At 73.2% G+C, this 17,690-nt stretch carries 19 protein-coding genes; 9 read left to right on the forward strand and 10 right to left on the reverse strand.

What is annotated here, in order from left to right; all coding sequences use genetic code 11:
- The coding region (locus ABD241_RS11670) for an HNH endonuclease signature motif containing protein (RefSeq protein ID WP_344062348.1) at positions 1–1,142 on the forward strand (1,142 nt) is incomplete at its 5' end.
- A gap of 67 nt (positions 1,143–1,209) precedes the next feature.
- Positions 1,210–1,923, forward strand: a complete 714-nt coding sequence (locus ABD241_RS11675) for a VOC family protein (protein ID WP_344062350.1) — start codon at positions 1,210–1,212, stop codon at positions 1,921–1,923.
- Between the two features lie 15 nt (positions 1,924–1,938).
- On the opposite strand, the gene ABD241_RS11680 is transcribed toward ABD241_RS11675, so the two are convergent.
- Both ABD241_RS11680 and ABD241_RS11685 read right to left on the reverse strand, forming a co-directional pair.
- The gene (locus tag ABD241_RS11680) at positions 1,939–2,433 is read right to left on the reverse strand and encodes a CAP domain-containing protein (RefSeq protein ID WP_344062352.1); all 495 of its coding nucleotides are present in this window, start codon (positions 2,431–2,433) and stop codon (positions 1,939–1,941) included.
- A gap of 98 nt (positions 2,434–2,531) precedes the next feature.
- Positions 2,532–3,026, reverse strand: coding sequence for a DUF4385 domain-containing protein (locus ABD241_RS11685; RefSeq protein ID WP_344062354.1), 495 nt, complete (start codon positions 3,024–3,026; stop codon positions 2,532–2,534).
- Positions 3,027–3,267: 241 nt separating this feature from the next.
- Between ABD241_RS11685 and ABD241_RS11690 the strand changes: the two genes are divergently transcribed.
- The 3 genes from ABD241_RS11690 (at position 3,268) to ABD241_RS11700 (ending at position 4,705) form a co-directional block, all read left to right on the forward strand.
- Positions 3,268–3,459, forward strand: a complete 192-nt coding sequence (locus ABD241_RS11690) for a hypothetical protein (protein ID WP_344062356.1) — start codon at positions 3,268–3,270, stop codon at positions 3,457–3,459.
- 68 nt (positions 3,460–3,527) lie between these two features.
- Positions 3,528–4,121, forward strand: a complete 594-nt coding sequence (locus ABD241_RS11695; protein ID WP_344062358.1) for a GNAT family N-acetyltransferase — start codon at positions 3,528–3,530, stop codon at positions 4,119–4,121.
- Positions 4,118–4,705 (forward strand): DNA-3-methyladenine glycosylase I, encoded by a 588-nt coding sequence (locus ABD241_RS11700; RefSeq protein WP_344062361.1) that lies wholly within the window; start codon positions 4,118–4,120, stop codon positions 4,703–4,705. Before ABD241_RS11695 ends, ABD241_RS11700 begins: the two co-directional genes overlap by 4 nt.
- Positions 4,706–4,712: 7 nt before the next feature.
- On the opposite strand, the gene ABD241_RS11705 is transcribed toward ABD241_RS11700, so the two are convergent.
- On the reverse strand, positions 4,713–6,269 hold the full coding sequence (locus tag ABD241_RS11705; RefSeq protein WP_344062364.1) for a phytoene desaturase family protein: 1,557 nt from the start codon (positions 6,267–6,269) through the stop codon (positions 4,713–4,715).
- Positions 6,270–6,292: 23 nt separating this feature from the next.
- Positions 6,293–7,393, reverse strand: a complete 1,101-nt coding sequence (locus tag ABD241_RS11710; protein ID WP_344062367.1) for an SGNH/GDSL hydrolase family protein — start codon at positions 7,391–7,393, stop codon at positions 6,293–6,295.
- A 195-nt stretch (positions 7,394–7,588) separates the two neighbouring features.
- On the opposite strand from ABD241_RS11710, the gene ABD241_RS11715 reads away from it, so the two are divergent.
- Genes ABD241_RS11715 through ABD241_RS11725 form a run of 3 tightly spaced genes read left to right on the forward strand, consistent with a single transcriptional unit; the run spans position 7,589 to position 11,536 of the window.
- Positions 7,589–8,221 (forward strand): PH domain-containing protein, encoded by a 633-nt coding sequence (locus ABD241_RS11715; RefSeq protein ID WP_344062371.1) that lies wholly within the window; start codon positions 7,589–7,591, stop codon positions 8,219–8,221.
- Between the two features lie 50 nt (positions 8,222–8,271).
- The gene (locus ABD241_RS11720) at positions 8,272–9,753 is read left to right on the forward strand and encodes an MFS transporter (RefSeq protein WP_344062374.1); all 1,482 of its coding nucleotides are present in this window, start codon (positions 8,272–8,274) and stop codon (positions 9,751–9,753) included.
- Positions 9,754–9,775: 22 nt separating this feature from the next.
- Positions 9,776–11,536: an AMP-binding protein gene (locus ABD241_RS11725; RefSeq protein WP_344062377.1), complete on the forward strand. Its 1,761-nt coding sequence runs from the start codon at positions 9,776–9,778 to the stop codon at positions 11,534–11,536.
- Here ABD241_RS11725 and ABD241_RS11730 read toward each other — a convergent pair.
- A complete protein-coding gene (locus ABD241_RS11730) occupies positions 11,526–13,226 on the reverse strand; it encodes a metallophosphoesterase family protein (protein WP_344062380.1) in 1,701 nt (566 codons plus the stop codon). The genes ABD241_RS11725 and ABD241_RS11730 overlap by 11 nt on opposite strands.
- A 99-nt stretch (positions 13,227–13,325) precedes the next feature.
- On the opposite strand from ABD241_RS11730, the gene ABD241_RS11735 reads away from it, so the two are divergent.
- Positions 13,326–13,559, forward strand: a complete 234-nt coding sequence (locus ABD241_RS11735; RefSeq protein ID WP_344062383.1) for a hypothetical protein — start codon at positions 13,326–13,328, stop codon at positions 13,557–13,559.
- A 69-nt stretch (positions 13,560–13,628) separates the two neighbouring features.
- On the opposite strand, the gene ABD241_RS11740 is transcribed toward ABD241_RS11735, so the two are convergent.
- From ABD241_RS11740 to ABD241_RS11760, 5 genes are all read right to left on the reverse strand, one after another.
- Complete coding sequence (locus ABD241_RS11740) at positions 13,629–14,270, reverse strand: bacterial proteasome activator family protein (RefSeq protein ID WP_344062386.1); 642 nt, start codon at positions 14,268–14,270, stop codon at positions 13,629–13,631.
- Between the two features lie 89 nt (positions 14,271–14,359).
- Positions 14,360–15,019 carry a hypothetical protein gene (locus ABD241_RS11745; RefSeq protein ID WP_344062389.1) on the reverse strand — a complete coding sequence of 220 codons (660 nt, stop codon included), beginning with the start codon at positions 15,017–15,019 and terminating at the stop codon, positions 14,360–14,362.
- An 88-nt stretch (positions 15,020–15,107) separates the two neighbouring features.
- Positions 15,108–16,085 (reverse strand): NAD(P)H-quinone oxidoreductase, encoded by a 978-nt coding sequence (locus ABD241_RS11750; RefSeq protein ID WP_344062392.1) that lies wholly within the window; start codon positions 16,083–16,085, stop codon positions 15,108–15,110.
- A 10-nt stretch (positions 16,086–16,095) separates the two neighbouring features.
- Complete coding sequence (locus ABD241_RS11755) at positions 16,096–16,812, reverse strand: Type 1 glutamine amidotransferase-like domain-containing protein (protein ID WP_344062395.1); 717 nt, start codon at positions 16,810–16,812, stop codon at positions 16,096–16,098.
- Positions 16,813–16,822: 10 nt separating this feature from the next.
- Complete coding sequence (locus ABD241_RS11760; protein WP_344062398.1) at positions 16,823–17,629, reverse strand: IclR family transcriptional regulator; 807 nt, start codon at positions 17,627–17,629, stop codon at positions 16,823–16,825.
- Positions 17,630–17,690: the final 61 nt, after the last annotated feature.

Below are 17,690 nucleotides of genomic sequence, written 5' to 3' on the forward strand. Positions count from 1 at the left end.
AGGGGCGGATCAGCCTGGACCAGGCCGCGGTCGTGGCCCGGCACACCCCGGCCGCGTTCGACGCGACGGTCGCCGCGTTCGCGCAGCACGCCACGGTCACCCAGCTGCAGCGCAGCGTCACCCGCTACGACTTCACCCTCCCCGAGCCGGTCGTCAACGCCGCCGGAGAGCTCGTCCCCGAACCGGCCGAGGACACCGAACCGGAGAGCGCCGAACCGGTGGCCGCCCAGCCGGAGCCGGTGGAGCCGGCGCGGCTGTCGATGGGCGTCGACGCGGACGGCCGGTTCCGGCTGCGCTACGACGCCCCCGCCGAGGTCGGCGCGCTCATCGAGGCCGCGCTCACCGAGGCCAAGGACCACCTCTTCCATACCCTGACCGAGCCCGGGACGGAGCCGGACCGGCAGGCCCTCAACGGCGACGTGACCGACCCGAACCGGCGCCCCGCCGACGGCGGCACGCCCCGGGTCACCTGGGCCGACGCCCTGCAGCTGATGGCCACCCGCTCCCTCGACGCCACCGGCACGAGCGCCTCGGGCGGTGCGGCGCGGCGGGCGCGGTACCGGGTGCAGGTGCACCTGGACACCGACGGCGGCTGGCTCACCGGCCGACCCCGCCTCCCGCACCACATCGTCGACGGCCTGACCTGCGACGGCACCCTCACCCCGGTCTGGCAGACCGACGGGCACCCCGTCAACGTCGGCCGCACCCTCCGCGTCGTCCCGCACCGCACCCGCGTCCTGGTGCTGGATCGCGACCGCGGCTGCCGCTTCCCCGGCTGCGGCGCCACCGTCCACCTCGAGGTCCACCACCTGACCCACTGGCGCGACGGCGGCCCCACCGACGTCACCAACCTGCTGGCCCTGTGCCCGTTCCACCATGACGGACACCACCGCGGCGAGTTCGCCATCACCGGCGACCCCACCCGACCCGACGGGCTCGCCTTCACCACCCACACCGGCCTGCACATCGGCCCACCCCAACCCCCACCCCCAGCCACCCTCGCGGCCATCACAGATGCCACCACCGAACCCGACCCGCCGCCCCACAGCCGCGGCAGACCGCCCGCACGCCTCGGCCGCAGCTACCCCGCCCCATCCGGCGGACCACTGCACCTGCACCTCGTCGACTTCACCCCCACGTGACACGGTGCGGCTCGCGCCCACCGATAACGCGTTGAGGAGAAGACAGGCTGCGCCCTAGCGTCGAGCAATGGCCTCTCACCTCGTCGAGCTCTGCCACCGGGCGAACGACCCCGACACGCTCGCCCGCTTCTGGGCCGGACTGCTCCGACGAGAGATCGACGGCGACGGCCGGACGGTGCTGCCGAACGAGGACGTCGAGTTCCCGATCCGCTTCGAGCCCGGCGCCACGCCGAGGACCGGACCCAACCAGGTCCACCTGCACCTGACGAGCGAATCACCCGCCGACCAGCAGGCCACGGTGGCTCGGGCGCTCGAGCTCGGTGGCCGCCACCTCGACGTCGGGCAGAAGCCCGAGGAGGGCCACGTCGTCCTGGCCGACCCCGAGGGCAACGAGTTCTGCGTCATCGAGGCCGGCAACGCGTACCTCGCGGGCTGCGGCTTCCTGGGCGAGCTGGCCTGCGACGGTTCGCAGGAGGTCGGCTACTTCTGGAGGGACGCCCTCGGCTGGCCACTCGTGTGGGACCAGGACCAGGAGACGGCCATCCAGTCCCCGCGAGGGGGCGCGAAGATCGCCTGGGGCGGCCCACCGCTGAGTCCGAGAACCGGCGTCAACCGGATGTATCTCGCCGTCACGCCGGCTGCGGAGGAGGACCTTCGTGCCGAGGTCGAGCGACTCGTCGCCCTGGGCGCGAGCCGGCTGGACACCGACGGTGGGGATGCCTCAGGCGTGACGTTGGCCGACCCGGACGGCAACGAGTTCCGGCTCCTGCCACCCCGCTGAGCGGCCCGCCCGCGGTCAGCCGCCGAAGTCCTGCGTCCAGTAGTAGCGGTAGGGCCCGCCGACGGCGGCGCCGACGCCGATCGCGGTGTAGCGGCAGTTGAGGATGTTGGCCCGGTGGCCGGGGCTCTTCATCCAGGCGTCCATGACCGCCTTCGCCGTGGGCTGGCCCGCCGCGATGTTCTCGCCGAGCCGCGACCCGGTGTAGCCCTGCGCGCGGATGCGCTGCACGAACGTGCGCCCGTCGAGACTCGTGTGCGAGAAGTAGCCGCGCCGGGCCATGTCGACGGAGTGCGCCTGGGCCGCGCGCGACAACCGGGCGTCGGTGACCAGGGCGCGGCAGCCCACCCTGGCCCGCTGCGCGTTGACGAGCTGGACCACCTGCTGCTGCACGGTCGTCGTCGCCGCCTCGGCGGACCCTGACGTGGCCCCGAGGGGCGCCAGGCCGAGCGTCGCGGTCGCAGCCAGCACCAGGACGGCGCGCCGTGCGGTGTGCTTCGTGGTCGTCGTCATGGTTCCTCCGGTGACCGGGCCGTATGCCGTGTCGCCACGGTACGAGGGAGGAGCTGCGAATGCGTGCGAAAACGACAAAACGGTCGCGGAAGCGCCGCTCAGCCGTGCTCGGTTCGATGCCTCGACCGCCAGTCCGTGTACGCGCTGACCTGCTCGACGGCGTCCCAGGCCTCCTTGAACACGCGTGCGGCCTCCGCCTTCTGCGCGTCCTCGGGCCCACGTGGGAGCTCGGCACGCCCGTGGGCGCCGCTCCTCCCGCGCTCCTCCGGCGGCACGGGGCCGTCGTACTTCCGGCCGCCGGGGTGGTTGGCGTAGCGCCGGGCCCGCGTGTAGCCCATCTGCAGGAACTTGCGCGCCATGTCCGCACCCACCAGGTCGCCCGCCGCGAGGTAGTCGTCGAACTTCGCCCGGAGCGCAGCCGCGCTCTCACGGGCGACGTCCGGGGTGCGGAAGCGCCACAGCGGCAGCAGCTCGTCCTTGTAGGGCTGGACCCGCAGCACGCCCTGCTCGCCCCGACCGACGCGGTAGAGCTCGGGCTGGGCGCGCAGGTCGAGCGACTCGAGGTCGAGTCCGGCATACGGGTCGCGGGTCACGGCGCCATTCTGTCCCGTCCAGATCTTCCCGAACTTCGGCCGTCGGCGACTGGGTCGCACCACACTGAACCCGTGACAGGGGAGGCGGGCGTCGGTGCCGTCGTCGGGTGAGCGGGGGCACTCGCGACGAGGTCTCGTCGCGCTATGCCTCCTCGTCACGCTCCTGCTCGCACCTGTCGACTGCTTCGTGCTCGCAGTAGCGGTCGGTTTCGGGCCCAGCGGTTTCGGTGGCGACCGGACCATGACGCGCGCCGAGGTGCTGACCTCCTACCTCGGCCAGACGGCAGGAGTGGTGGCGCTGCTGCTGGCCGTTGCGACCTTCGTCGTCGCGGCTGTGCCGGCCAGTCGCGGGCGTGACCGGAGCCTCGTTGCCGTCGTCGTCGCCCAGGCCGCGGCGGTCGCGGTGCTCGTGGCCTCCCAAGTCAGCATCTGAGGGGATGGGGCTGGTGACCGGGCACGCCGGGTCGACGGCCGGTCGGCACCGATGGCTAGCGTGTGCACATGAACTTCGAGGTGCACCCGGCCACGGCAGAGCGCTTCGCCGACGTCGCGACGATGCTCGGCCCGAAGAACCCCACGTCGACGGTCTGCTGGTGCCTGAGCCACCGGCTGCCGGCCAAGGAGAGCCGCAGCCTGCTCGGACCGGCGCGTGGCGCCTACGTCCGCGAGCTCTGCGGGCGGGACGTGGCCCCCGGTGTCCTCGCCTACGACGGCGATGAGGTCGTCGGCTGGGCAGCCGTCGCACCCCGGGCCGAGCTGCCGTTCGCGCGGTCCCGGAAGATCCCGCACGTCGACGACCTGCCGGTGTGGTCGGCGTGGTGTGTGCGCGTCCGCCCCGGGCACCGTGGCCGCGGGATCACCCTCCCGCTCCTCGAGGGCGCCGTCCGCTACGCCGGTGAGAACGGCGCACCGGCGGTGGAGGGCTACCCCGTCGACAACCGCGGGGCGAAGGTCGACCTGACCATGGCGTACGTCGGCACCCGAGCCCTGTTCGAGCGTGCCGGCTTCACCAAGGTCGCCGACACCGACAGCATCTCCGGCGGCTTCCCCCGCGTCGTGATGCGTCGACTGCTGACCGCGGACTCCGCAGCATGACCGTCGTCGGCGCTGACGGGCTCTCCCGCCCCACCTGGGCGTCCGTGGACCCCCTCCTCATGCACTACTACGACACCGAGTGGGGCATGCCCGTCCGGGACGAGCGCGGGCTCTACGAGCGGATCTGCCTCGAGGGCTTCCAGTCCGGGCTGTCCTGGGCCACCATCCTGCGCAAGCGCCCCAACTTCCGCGCGGCCTTCGCCGACTTCGACCCCGACGTCGTCGCGACCTTCACCGACGACGACGTCGAGCGGCTGCTCGGCGACGCCGGCATCATCCGCCACCGCGGCAAGATCCAGGCCACCATCACCAACGCCCGCGCGACGGTCGCGCTGCGCGAGGAGGGCGGACTCGTCGACTTCGTGTGGAGCTTTCAGCCCACCGAGACCCCGCGGCCCGAGTCCCACGCAGACGTGCCGACCGTATCCGCCGAGAGCAAGGCGCTCTCGAAGGCCTTGCGCAAGAAGGGGTTTGCCTTCGTCGGCCCGACGACGATGTATGCCCTCATGGAGGCCGTCGGCATCATCGACACCCACCTGCTCGGCAGCCATCGGCGCGGCAGCTCGGGGGTGTGGCCGGGCTGACGGCCGCTCAGCCGAGGATCGCCGCGGCGGCGTTGTGGCCGGGGATCGCGCTGACGCCGCCCCCACGACGCGCCCCCGCCCCGGCGAGCAGGACGTTGCCGTATGCCGTCTCGACGCCCCAGGTGCCCACCTCGGAGTCGCCCTCGGCCCAGGGCCACTGCAGCGAGCGGTGGAAGATGTTGCCGCCCGGCAGTCCGACCGACTGCTCGAGGTCGACGGGGCTCTTGACCTCGATGCACGGCTTGCCGTCCGCGTCGCGGGCCAGCACCGACTCGATCGGCTCGCCCAGCACCGAGTCGAGGGAGCGCAGGGTCGCCTCGAGCGCCTCCTGCGTCGCCTTCTCGTTGTCGGCCCGGAAGAGCCGCGCCGGCAGGTGCAGGCCGAAGAGCGTCAGCGTCTGCGCGTCCGTCGCGGCGAGGTCCGCGCCCAGGATCGAGCGGTCGGACAGGGTGTGGCAGTAGATCTCGCACGGCGGCAGCTCGGGGATGCGTCCGTCGCGCGCGGCGGCATACGCCTGCTCGAGCTGGGCGTAGCCCTCGTTGATGTGGAAGGTGCCGGCGAAGGCGGCGGCCGGGTCGACGGACGCGTCGCGCAGCCGGGGCAGGCGGGTCAGGAGCATGTTGACCTTGAGCTGCGCGCCCTCGACGTCGGCCTCGGTGTCGACGGGCTCGGCGCCGGCCGCCGCGAGGAGCCGGTTCAGCACCGCCGGCGCGCACCCGGCGACGAGGGTGCCACCGTGGGCGCTGCCGCTGCCGGCACTCCCGCCGGACCACCGCACCTCGCCCGACGACGGGTCGACCGACGTCACCTCTGCTCCGGTCAGGACGGTCGCGCCGGCCGAGGCCGCCGCTGCCGCAAGGGAGTCGGTCAGGGCGCCCATGCCGCCGACCGGGACGTCCCAGTCGCCGGTGCCGCCGCCGATGAGGTGGTAGAGGAAGCAGACGTTCTGGCGCAGGTCGCTCTCGCCGAGCGAGGCGAACGTGCCGATGAGGGCGTCGGTGGCGATGATGCCTCGCAGGGTGTCGTCGTCGGTCACCGACTCGACGAGCTCGCCGAGCGGCCGCGTCGTCAGGGCGTCGAAGAGGTCCTCGTCACCCGAGAGCGCCCGCACCTGCTCGCGAGACCGCAGCGGCTCGAGGACCGTGGGGAAGACCCGGCCGGCCACGGCGGTCATGCGGCCGTAGAAGTCGGTCCACCCGGCATACGCGTCGTCGCCTCCGGTGAGGGACCGGAAGGCGGCGCGCGTCGCGGCCTCGTCGGCGTTGTCCACGAGCAGCCCACGGGCGGGGTCGGACGGGACCGGCGTGTAGGAGGAGAACCGCCGGCGGATGAGGCGCAGGTCGAGGTCGAGGTCGGTCAGCACCTGGCGCGGCAGGAGCGAGACGAGGTAGGAGTAGCGCGACAGCCGCGCGTCGACGCCGGCGAACGCGCGGGCCGAGACGGCCGCACCGCCCACGTGGTCGAGCCGCTCGAGCACGAGGACGCTGCGGCCGGCTCGGGCGAGGTAGGCGGCGGCCGTCAGGCCGTTGTGACCGGCCCCGATGATGATGTCGTCGTAGCGCACGGGGCCACCCTAGGCGGGCGCGGTCAGCGGCGGGCGGCCTCCTGCCGCTCGGCGTCCTGCCGTGCCGACCACAGTCGGTCGGCTGCGTCGATGCTCGCGCGGCTGCTGAGGTCCACCCCGGCGCGGGCCGCCGCCGCGCGCATCGCGGGGCTGTGCAGGTCGGGAGCGACGAAGCGCTCGGGGGTGATCGTGCGGTCGACGGCGGCATACCTGCTCGCGTCGCGGGCCAGCGAGTCGGCGGAGGCGACCGCCTTGGCCTCGGCCCGGGTCGGGGAGAGCGTCGCGGTGATGCCGAAGGCCGGCTTGGTCAGGACGGCATAGCCGTCGCGGTGGCCGGCGATGTTGGGGTGGTAGCTCTCGGTCGTCGGACTCGACAGGCCGTTGAGCCACTCGACGTTGTCGCAGACGGCGTGCCCGACGAACTTCGAGGTCGGGTTGACGAACGTGAAGCCGGCGCCCGCCGCGGCCGTGGCCGTCTTGGAGTTGAGCAGGTCGGCGGTGGCGTTGAGGCGCGACTCCTCGGTGGGGGAGAACCACGTCAGGGCGTTGCAGTCCTCGCCGTTGAAGATGCGGGGGTAGCCGACGACCATGACACGGGCGTTGGGTGCTTTGGCGCGGATCGAGGAGTAGAGCGTCGCCAGGCGCCCCGGGAGCGTGTTGGTGATGATGCCCTGCGCGGTGTCGATGGCGCCGTTGCAGTTGCTGGCCCAGCTCGGCTGCGCGCACGTCGTCAGCACGCTCGCGAAGCCGGCGTCGTTGCCGCCGACCGAGATGGTCACGTATGCCGTGCCGGTCGACAGCGCGGTCAGCTGGGTGTTCGTGACGTCGGCGACGGTCGCGCCGGAGCACGCGCGGAAGGTGAGGGTGAGCCCGAGCGCCGACGCGTCGAGCGAGGGGTAGGCGTAGACCGAGCGCTGGCAGGAGGTGCCGTCACTGATGTAGCTGCGGGTGCCGGTGCCCGAGGAGTAGGAGTCGCCGAGAGCGACGTAGCTCGCGCCGGCTGCGGCGGCCGGCGAGCCGAGGGCCAGGGCGGCGCCGAGACCGGCGACGGCGGAGAGGCCGGCCGCGAGAGCCCGGCGGCGACGGGACGAGGTGGGACCGGGCATGCGGGACCTGCTCTTCACGACACACTCCTTTGTGAGTGGAAGACGGTGGGAGACGAACGACGCTTCGGGCACGAGTCCCGATTCGGACATTAGGGGCGCTTCGTCTCACCCGCGAGTCGAACCGTGCGGCGCTCGCGTGGGCACCCGCTTCCTGTCAGGCTGAGGTGCACGCGAGTGCGAGACGGCGACAGGCAGGGCGACAGGAGGACGACCGTGGGGTTCCCGGAGAACGTGCTGGCCAGGGGAGAGCGGGTGGAGCGGGACCTGCACCCGCACTGGCTCACCGTCGTGGTCCCGACGCTGCTCGGGCTGCTGCTGTCCGCCGCGTGCGTGTGGATCGCCGTCGTGACGCCGGACGACGACACCGGCAACCGGATCCAGTGGGTCGCCGTCGCGGTCCTCGTCGTCGTCGCCATCCCGGCCGTCGTCGTGCCCTACCTGCGCTGGCGCACGACGCACTACGTCGTCACGAGCCACCGGGTCATGGTCCGCCGCGGCATCCTCACCAAGACCGGCAAGGACATCACGCTGTCGAAGATCACCGACGTGAGCTTCCAGCAGACGCTGCTCGACCGGATGATCGGGTCGGGGTCGCTGCACATCGAGTCAGCCGGTGACAGCCCCGACGAGGACCTGGCCAACATCCCGCACAGCAACGAGGTGCAGCAGCTCGTCAACCGGCTCATCGACGAGGACGACCTGCGCCGACGCAGCCACGTCCGGGAGGACTTCGCCGTCGACGAGGACGAGGAGCTCCTGCCCCCCGAGCCGCCGGACCGGCCCGTGCTCGCCGAGGAGCGGCGCCGGCCCCGCCGGCTCGATGACGGGAGCGACCAGCCCCTCTGAGGACCGCGGGGCTTGACCTCAAGCGGGCTTGAGCCTGCACGCTGTCGCCCGTGACCCTCGATGCACCCGCAGACACCGTCTCGCCCCGGCTCCTCTCCCGCGCCAACGCGCCGCTCGCCCTCGGCGTCGTCGCCCTGGTGACCCTCGGCGCCTTCGAGAACCGGGCGATCTCGACGGCCCTGCCGACGATGCTCGGTGACCTCGACGCGGTGACGAGCTTCGGCGTCGTCACCGCCGCCCCGCTCGCCGCGTACCTCGTGTCGCTGGCGACGGCCGGCTGGTGGGCCGACCGGCGCGGTCCGGCGCCGGTGCTCCGCGCCGGAGCCGTGACCTTCCTCGCCGGCATGCTCGCCACCGCCGGCGCCGTCGCCCTGCCGGTGCTCGTCGCAGGCCGGCTGCTCGGCGGCCTCGCCGAGGGACTGCTCGACGTGGGGGTGACGGTGCTCGTCGCCCGCGTGCTCGACCTCCGCCTGCGGCCCCGCGTCATGGCGCTCTTCGCTGCGGCCTGGGTGCTGCCTTCGGTCCTCGGTCCGGTGCTGACCGGCGCCGTCACCGAGGCGGTCGGCTGGCGCTGGGTCTTCGCCGCAGGCCCGGTCGTGCTCGTGCCGGTCTGGCTCGCCCTCCGGCCGGCGGTCGCGTCGGCCGGTACGTCGGCCGGTACGTCGGCCGGTACGTCGGCCGGTACGTCGGCCGGTACGTCGGCCGGTACGTCGGCCGTCGAGAGCCCGGTGGATGCGCGCTCGCTGCGGGACGTCCTGCCGTGGGCCGCCGTCGCCGCCGCGGCGCTGGTGGCGCTCAGTGTCGTCGCCGACCGCCCGACCGGTTCCGGCGCCCACGGTCTCGGCGGAGGACTGGCCGGTCCGGTCTCCCTGGGCATCGTGCTCGCCGCGTCACTGGTGGCCCTCACCCTCTCCGCGCGACGACTGCTGCCGGAGGGGTCGCTGCGCGCCGCGTGCGGGCTCGGCGGCGTCGTGGCGCTCCGCGGGCTGCTCAGCGCGAGCTTCATGGGGGTCGGGGCGTTCCTGCCGCTCGTGCTCACGGTGCTGCGCCACCACGGCCCGCTCACCGCGGGCATCAGCCTCAGCATCACCGGCGTCACGTGGTCGGCCGGTTCGGCGCTGCAGTCCCGGCTGGCCCATCGGCCGATGCTCCTGCTGCGCCTGGGTTTCGGGCTGCTGACGGCAGGGCTGGCCACGACGAGCCTCCTCGTCTGGGTCGACGCCCCGACCGCGCTCGGCCTGACCGGCTGGGCCCTCGCCGGCCTCGGCATCGGCATGACCTCGAGCACCCTGTCGGTGTTGACGATGGCCGCTTCCGGCGAGGCGGAACAGGGCCGCAACAACGCCGGCGGCCAGATGGCTGCCTCCATGGCGAGCGCCGTCTTCCTCGCCGTGGCCGGTGGTGTGCTCGCCGGGTTCGGCGCACCGAGCCGCGCCGCCTTCGGGGTCGTGTGCGGCCTGGCCGTGTCGCTCGCGCTCGTGGCCTTCCTCGTCACCGGGCGCGCCCGTTGCGCAGTCGTTCCCGGGCCGTGATGGCGTGTGGCAAGGTCGGGACATGACCACCACTGTCGACGAAGCCGGTGCCACCGCGTCGTACCGAGCCGCCCGTGACCAGCTCCTCGCCCTGCGGGGCGACCACGACCGTGCGGTGCGGGAGTTCGCCTGGCCCGACCTCGGCGACCGGTGGAACTGGGGCATCGACTGGTTCGACGCCGTGGCCCGTGGCAACGACCGCCCGTGCCTCACGATCGTCGAGCAGGACGAGTCTGCGCGTTCGTACACGTGGGACGACATGGCGCGCCGCTCCGACCAGGTCGCCGCCCACCTCGCGGCCCTCGGCATCGGCCGCGGCGACTCGGTCATCCTCATGCTGGGCAACCAGGTCGAGCTGTGGGAGTCGATGCTCGCCGTCATCAAGCTCGGCGCCGTCGTCATGCCGACGACGACCGCAGTCGGCCCCGGCGACCTCGTCGACCGGATGGAGCGCGGCGCCGCCCGCGCCGTCATCACGAACGCCTCCGAGGTGCACAAGCTCGACGACGTGCCGGGCGACTACGTCCGCGTCGCCGTCGGTGGCGCCGACCCGGCAGGCACGGGCACGGACGGGTGGGCGGACCACGCGGCGGCATACGACCTCGACCCGACGCCGACCGAGCACCCGGGCACCGGCCCGGACGACCGGATGCTGCTGTACTTCACGTCCGGGACGACGAGCCGGCCCAAGCTCGTCGAGCACACCCAGCGCTCCTATCCCGTCGGGCACCTTTCGACGATGTACTGGATCGGGCTGCGACCCGGCGACGTCCACCTCAACATCAGCAGCCCCGGCTGGGCCAAGCACGCGTGGTCGTCGTTCTTCGCGCCGTGGGCGGCTGAGGCCACGGCGTTCGTCTACAACTACAGCCGCTTCGACCCGGCCGCGCTGCTCCGGGTGCTGCACACGCACGAGGTCACCTCCATCTGCGCGCCGCCCACCGTGTGGCGCATGCTCATCAACAGCGACCTCTCCGCGGGGCCCGGCTCCCTCCGCGAGGTGATCGGCGCCGGCGAGCCGCTCAACCCCGAGGTCATCGCGCAGGTGCAGAAGGCCTGGGGGCTGACGATCCGCGACGGCTACGGCCAGACCGAGATGACGGCCGCCGTCGGCAACACCCCCGGCTCGACGGTCAAGCCCGGCTCGATGGGACGCCCGCTGCCCGGCTGCCCCGTCGTCGTGGTCGACCCCGTCACCAACGAGCGCGTCGAGCCCGACCCCAACGGCGAGCACGAGGGCGAGATCTGCCTCGACCTCTCGCAGCACCCGGTGCCGCTCATGACCGGCTACCAGGGCGACGAGCAGCGCAACGCCGACGCCATGGCCGGCGGTTTCTACCACACGGGCGACGTCGCCTCCGTCGACCCCGACGGCTACATCTCCTTCATCGGGCGCACCGACGACGTGTTCAAGGCGAGCGACTACAAGATCAGCCCGTTCGAGGTCGAGTCGGTGCTCATCGAGCACCCGGCCGTCGCGGAGGCCGCCGTCGTGCCCGCCCCCGACCCCGTGCGCCTGGCCGTGCCCAAGGCGTACATCGCCCTCGCTCCCGGCCACGAGCCGGGAGAGGAGACGGCGCGCTCGATCCTCGCGCACGCCCGCGAGAAGCTCGCGCCCTGGCAGCGGGTGCGGCGCATCGAGTTCTTCGAGCTGCCCAAGACGATCTCGGGCAAGATCCGCCGGGTCGAGCTGCGCGGCCGGGAGAAGGAGCTCGACGCGACGGGCGCCGGCCGCCCCGAGAACGAGTGGCGCGACGACCAGTTCCCCGAGCTCAGGGGATGACGCGGGGCGGCACCGCCACCGTCGAGGTGGTCGGCGTCGGGGTCGCCGGCGTGGCGCTGCCGCCCGAGGTCGACGTGGGGCTGCCCTGCGGCGCCGGCGCAGGAAGGGTGCGCAGCGTCGTCTCCTCGACGGCGCCGCACGTGCGCTTGGGCGCGGGGGTGTCGCCCGGCTGGGCCTGGGTGCGGTCGGGTTCGTAGGGGTCGATGCGGGCGCCGCTGATGACCTCGACGCTGTCGTACGCCGGGCGCCCCTCGAGCAGGTTGCGGAAGGTGTAGCGGGTCAGCGAGTTGAGCTCGCACGCGTTGCCGAACGCGAGGATGTCGAACGCGTACGGCTGCCCGTTGAGCTCCTGGCCCGGTCCCTCGGCGTAGTGGGCGACGACGCCGCCTCCGGTGAAGGTGCCGACCTGGATCCGGTTGCCGTCGAGCTTGGGCGTGTGCATGTGGCCGTTGACGAGGATCCGGCCCTTGTCGATGCCTTGGGTGGCGTAGGGCTCGTGCGCGACCACCACGTCGGGCTCGGGCTGGTCGGCCATCGTCGCCTCGTAGCGGTCGACGGCCGGCTTCTCCTTCGCGGTGGGGTCCTGGTTGTCGTCGCCGAACCACCGGGGGTCGTTGAAGCCGGTGATGCGCAGGCCGTGGAACGACAGCTCGCGCAGCGCGCCCTGCGCGTCCTCGAGGAGCACGACGTTGCGGATGCGGCCGAGGCGGGCCACGAGGGCGCGGTCGGTGGCGGAGGACTGGTCGTGGTTGCCGCTGACGAAGACGTACGGCACCCCGAGCCCCTCGATCGAGCGGAAGATCCCGGCCGCCTCGGCCTCCTGCACCCGGCCGAAGTTGATGAGGTCGCCGGTGTCGATGACGGCGTCGATGTCCTCCTCGGCGATGATCGTGCGCATCAGGGCGTACTGGTTGGCGCCGTGGATGTCGGAGACGAGCAGGATGCGCGCCGACACCGGCTCGTTGACCGAGCCCTGGACGTACTTCTGCTGGAGGGCCTGGGTGACGGCGAGCAGGTTGCGGAAGTACGGCGTGACCTGCGCGGCCCGCGCCTCGACGTCGGCGAGCAGGCCGGCGTTGCGCTGGACGACGCCGAGCACGCCGCTCGTGCGGTACTCGGCGAAGCGGCTCGGCTGGTAGGTCAGGGCGATGCCGCCGAACGTCCCGGCCGTCGCGACCACCATGGCCGAGGCGACGAACGCGACGTGGTGCCCGCGGGTGGTGCGCTGGCGGATGTAGTGCGAGGCCAGCGCCAGGAGCACCGCGATGGCGGCCGCCCCGAGGAGGAAGCGCACGCCGACCCCCACGGCGGCGTCGGTGATGGCGCCGGATAGCTCGTCGGACGAGGGCTGGAGGGAGCGGATGTCGACGTTCGGGCGGGTGAAGAGGTTGGTGATCTCCTCGCGCACGGCCACCTGCACGTCGAGCCCCGGCGCGAGGATCGGCGAGGCGAAGGCCACGTCGACGTCACCGATGATGGTCGGCGAGTGCAACACCGGCGTGTGCCTCGGGATCGGGTCGAGTCGCAGCACCGCGCGGTACTGCGAGGTCTCCGCGACCGTCGGCGCGAGGTTGGTCGCCGCGACCCCGCCGAGGTAGCAGGCCACCAGGATGGCCAGCCACTTGAGCACGTGCGAGGCAAGGCGCAGCCAGCGGTTGTCACCGCCCAGCAGCTCCCGCACGCGTGGCACCGCCTCACCCTAACCGGATGGGCAGGCGCCACCCGGGCGGCACCGTCCGTTCACCTGCGCCTGTTGCCATGGGTCGGTCAGCCGTAACGAGGAGGGGTGATGGGGTCGGCTCACCGGCGCAGGACCGTCGTCGTCACGTCGCTGATGGCGTATGCCGTCCTGCTCGCCCTCGGGCCGCGCGTGCTCGGCGGGTGGGCCGGGGCGGTGATCCTCGTGGCGAGCTACGCGGTCGGGTTCGCGTGCCTGCTGCTGGTCGTCGCGCCATGGGCCGTCCGTGGCCGGGGTCGGCGGTCGCGCAAGAACGCGCCACATGGCGGCCTGCCGCGGGTGTGAGGCCGGTTCGGCCGCGACAACCCACCACGTGGCGGCCTGCCGAGGCGCGCCGGGCGGAGGCGGGCCGCGTCAGAGGTACTGACCGGTCGGGCCGCTCTCACCCGGGTGGTGCTCACCGGGCGGCATCCCGGGCGGCGTGCCGTAGGACGCACCGGGTCCCGGCGGCAGCGCCCGCATCTGCTGCAGCTGCTGCTGGGCCGCCATCTGCTGCGCGACCAGCGCGGTCTGGATGCCGTGGAAGAGGCCCTCGAGCCAGCCGACGAGCTGGGCCTGGGCGATGCGCAGCTCGGCGTCGCTCGGGGACTCGTCGCGGAAGGGCAGGGCGATCCGGTCGAGCTCGGCGACCAGCTCGGGGGCCAGGCCGTCCTTGAGCTCCTCGAGCGAGCGGTGGTGCACGTCGGCGAGGCGGCGGCGACCGGCCTCGTCGAGCGGTGCGTTGCGGACCTCCTCGAGCAGCTGCTTGATCATCGAGCCGATGCGCATGACCTTGGCCGGCTCCTCGACGAGGTCGGCCGGGTTGGTGCGCTCGCGCGGCTCCGGGTGCTCCTGCCCGTCCCCCCGGCGCTCGCCGTCGCCCCCCTCGCGGTCGGACCCGGCGTCGTGGTTGGAGCTCGACACGCCCATCCCGTCCTGGGTCACGACCACGATGCGCGGCTCGTCGCGCGTCGAGTCGGTGCTGCCCGGTCCCTGTCGGCTCGCGTCGTCAGTCATGGCCCCCATCCTGCCTCACGGGCAGGCGGGCGTGACGGACGGTCGAGCGACCGGGACCGGGCTGCGGCTCGGCCCTGCGCCGTCGCGCCTCAGCGGGCGCCGGCCGTGGCGAACCAGGGGTGATGCAGGTCGTGGTAGCTCACGTCCTGCATCGCCGAGGACATCTCGTCCATCATCTGCTGGGCGTCGGGTGGGGGCGCCTGCTGCTCGCCCTCCCGGGCCGCGTCCTCCGTGGTGAACGCCATCGTCTGGGTGAAGAAGCCGTCCTCGTCGATGGCGATCGTGCCGCCGATGATCTCCGGGCGCACCTGGCGCAGCAGGTCCATCGGCTGCTCCATCGCGTGCTTGAAGCGGTCGGCATCGCTGAGCCGGCCCTGGATGACCTGCACGAAGCCGGCCTCGTCGCTGCCGCCGTCGAGCATCATCATCACGTCGTCGCAGTCGTGGAAGGTGACCTCGCCGTCGAAGCAGCGGGACGCCTCCTCCCACCACGCACCCTGCTCGGGTCTCGCGGAGTTCGCCTCCGCGGCCTCGCGTGAGTCGAAGCGCACGACCCCGACGAACTCGCCGTCGTCGGTGATGCCGTAGGTCCCGCCGAGGAAGCCGGCCGCTCCCGGCTCGAGCTCTTCGCGCCACCGGTCCATCTGCCGGTGGAGGGCGTCGGCGTCGCTGCACCGACCCTGGATGACCTGGATGAACACGCTGAACCTCCCGTTGCCGTGAGGCCCCTCCGAGCCGAAGAGGCCCATCGCGCAACGGTATGGCGGTCCGCCGGGCCTGTCAGCGGACGAGTCCGACACGGCCCGAAACTCCCGACGCGGCGGAGCCGGCCGCCCCTCAGGTCGTGAGCAGGATCTTGCCGATGTGGCCGGAAGCCTCCATCTCGCGGTGCGCCTCGGCCGCCTGCTCGAGCGGGCGGCGGCTGTGGATGACGGGACGCACGCTGCCGTCCTCGATCAGCGGCCAGACGTGCTCGCGCACGGCGGCGACGATGGCGGCCTTCTCGGCCACCGGACGCGCCCGCAGCGACGTCGCGATGACGGCGGCGCGCTTGGCCAGCAGCTTGCCCATGTCGAGCTCGCCCTTGCGGCCGCCCATGAGCCCGATGGTCACGAGGCGCCCGCTCGTCGCGAGGGCGTCGACGTTGCGGGCGAGGTACTTGGCGCCCATGTTGTCGAGGATGACGTCGGCGCCGTGGCCCTTCGTCAGCTCACGGATGCGTTCGACGAAGTCCTCCTCGCGGTAGTTCACGAGCATCTCGGCGCCGAGCTCACGGCATACGTCGAGCTTGGCCTGGCTGCCGGCGGTGACGGCGACGTGGGCGCCCACCGCCTTGCCCAGCTGGATCGCCATGGTGCCGATGCCGGAGCTGCCGCCGTGGACCAGGAGCACCTGGCCGGGCTGGATGTTGGCGACCATGAAGACGTTGGACCACACGGTGCACGCCACCTCCGGCAGGCCGGCGGCGTCGACGAGCGGGACGCCGCTCGGCACCGGGAGCAGCTGCTCGGCGGGGACGGCGACGCGCTCGGCGTAGCCGCCGCCGTCGAGGAGGGCGCACACCTCGTCGCCGACCTGCCAGCCCTCGACACCCTCGCCGAGCGCGGCGATGCGGCCGCTCACCTCGAGGCCCGGGTACTCCGACGCCCCGGGCGGCGGCGGGTAGTGGCCCAGCCGCTGCATCACGTCGGCGCGGTTGACGCCCGCGGCGACGACGTCGACGAGCACCTGGCCGGCCTGCACCTCGGGGTCGGGCACATCCGCGAGGACGAGGCTGTCGGCGTCTCCGGGCTGGGGGATCGTGATGGCGCGCATGGCCCCGAGCCTATTGAGCCGCCCCCTGCGGGCGCACAAGGGCACCGCCCGGCTGGGAATGGTCGGGCGTGACGTGCCAGACGCGGCCCGAGCCGACGACCGCGCCGTCGGCGCCGAGCCGGGTGCCCTCGTCGATGGCGACCGCCCGGGGCGCGAGCCCGGCGGCGACCACGGCCAGCGCCCGGGAGACGTTGCCCCACTGGGCTGCGTGGACGTCGACCGCGCCCTCCACGAGGCCGAGGCCCTCGACGACCGTCACGGGGTCGAGGTCCTCGTTGCTGTCCTCGGGGCACACCGGGGCGCCGTCGATGCGCCAGCCGCCGATGACGGCGTGGGAGCCCGCGATGGCAGCGCCGGCGGAGAAGCCGGCATACGGCATGCCGGCCCCGACCAGTGCGCGGATGCGGGGGTAGGCGCCCGCGAGGGACGCGTGGTACTCCGGCGTCGGCCCGCCGCCGACGAAGAGGCCGTCGACCCCCTCGAGGGCCGCCGGGTCGAACGGCGTGCCCTCGGCGACGCGTTCGACGACGAGCTCGTGGCCGCCGACAAGGCCCAGGGTGTGGAGGTACTTCTCGTGGTACTCGAGCGAGTCGGGGTCGGTGCCCATGACGACGAGCAGGATGCGCGGAGTGGCGCCGGCGCGTCGGGCGGCCGCCGCGACGAAGTCGCCGTAGAGCGTGGGGGCGATGGCGTCGTCCCAGCCGCCGCCGACGAGGTGCAGGTCCATGACGGGCACCCTAGGAGACGGGGGCCTCCTTGGTCGGTCGATTTCGGGGAGACGACGCCGGGCTGGGACTGAGCCGTCGGGCGATGTCCGCGGCGGCGAGCCGGGCGCGTCCGACGAGGTCGGTGACGTGCTCGGGGCTTGCGTCGGCGGTGCGCAGGGTCAGCGCGATGGCCGCGAGCGGCCGGCCGGCCCGGTCGAGGACCGGTACGGCGACCGACGACAGGTCCACCGTGACGGTGCCCTCCTCGCGGGCGTGCCCGTCGGTGCGGGTCCGGGCCAAGAGGCTGCGCAGCTCCGCGAGCGAGCTGGGCCCGGCGCCGTTGCGCTGCACGAACGCGGACCGGTCGGGGTAGAGCGCGCGGACCTGCGGCGCGGGGAGGGCGGACAGCATGGCCAGGCCGCTCGCGGTCAGGTGCGCGGGCAGGCGCACGCCGACGTCGGTGACGAGCATCGGCTGGCCGGGCGCGCGCTCCTCGAGGAGGTAGATGACGTCGCGCCCGTCGAGGGTGGCGAAGTGGGCGTTGCGGCCACACTGGTCGACGAGCCGCCGCATCGGGGCGCGGGCCACGCGCGCCAGCGGCGCCTGCCGCTGGTACGCCGACCCGAGCTCGTAGGCGGCCTGGCCGAGGCCGAAACGACGTTCCTCGACGTAGTGGGTGACGTAGCCACGGCCGTGCAGCACCTTGAGCAGGTGGTAGACGGAGCTGCGGGGCAGCCCGAGGTCGCGGGCGATGGACGCGGCAGGGAGGGGCTCCGCGTGGCGGGAGAGGTGCTCGAGCACGTCGAGCGCGTTGGCTGCGGCGGGGGCGTTGGACACCGGTGGCCCCTTCCTGTGCGATCGGCGACGTCTCGCATGCGAGACAATTGTCCCGCATGAC

The organism is Terrabacter lapilli, assembly GCF_039531305.1.
GTDB classification, from domain to species: domain Bacteria; phylum Actinomycetota; class Actinomycetes; order Actinomycetales; family Dermatophilaceae; genus Terrabacter; species Terrabacter lapilli.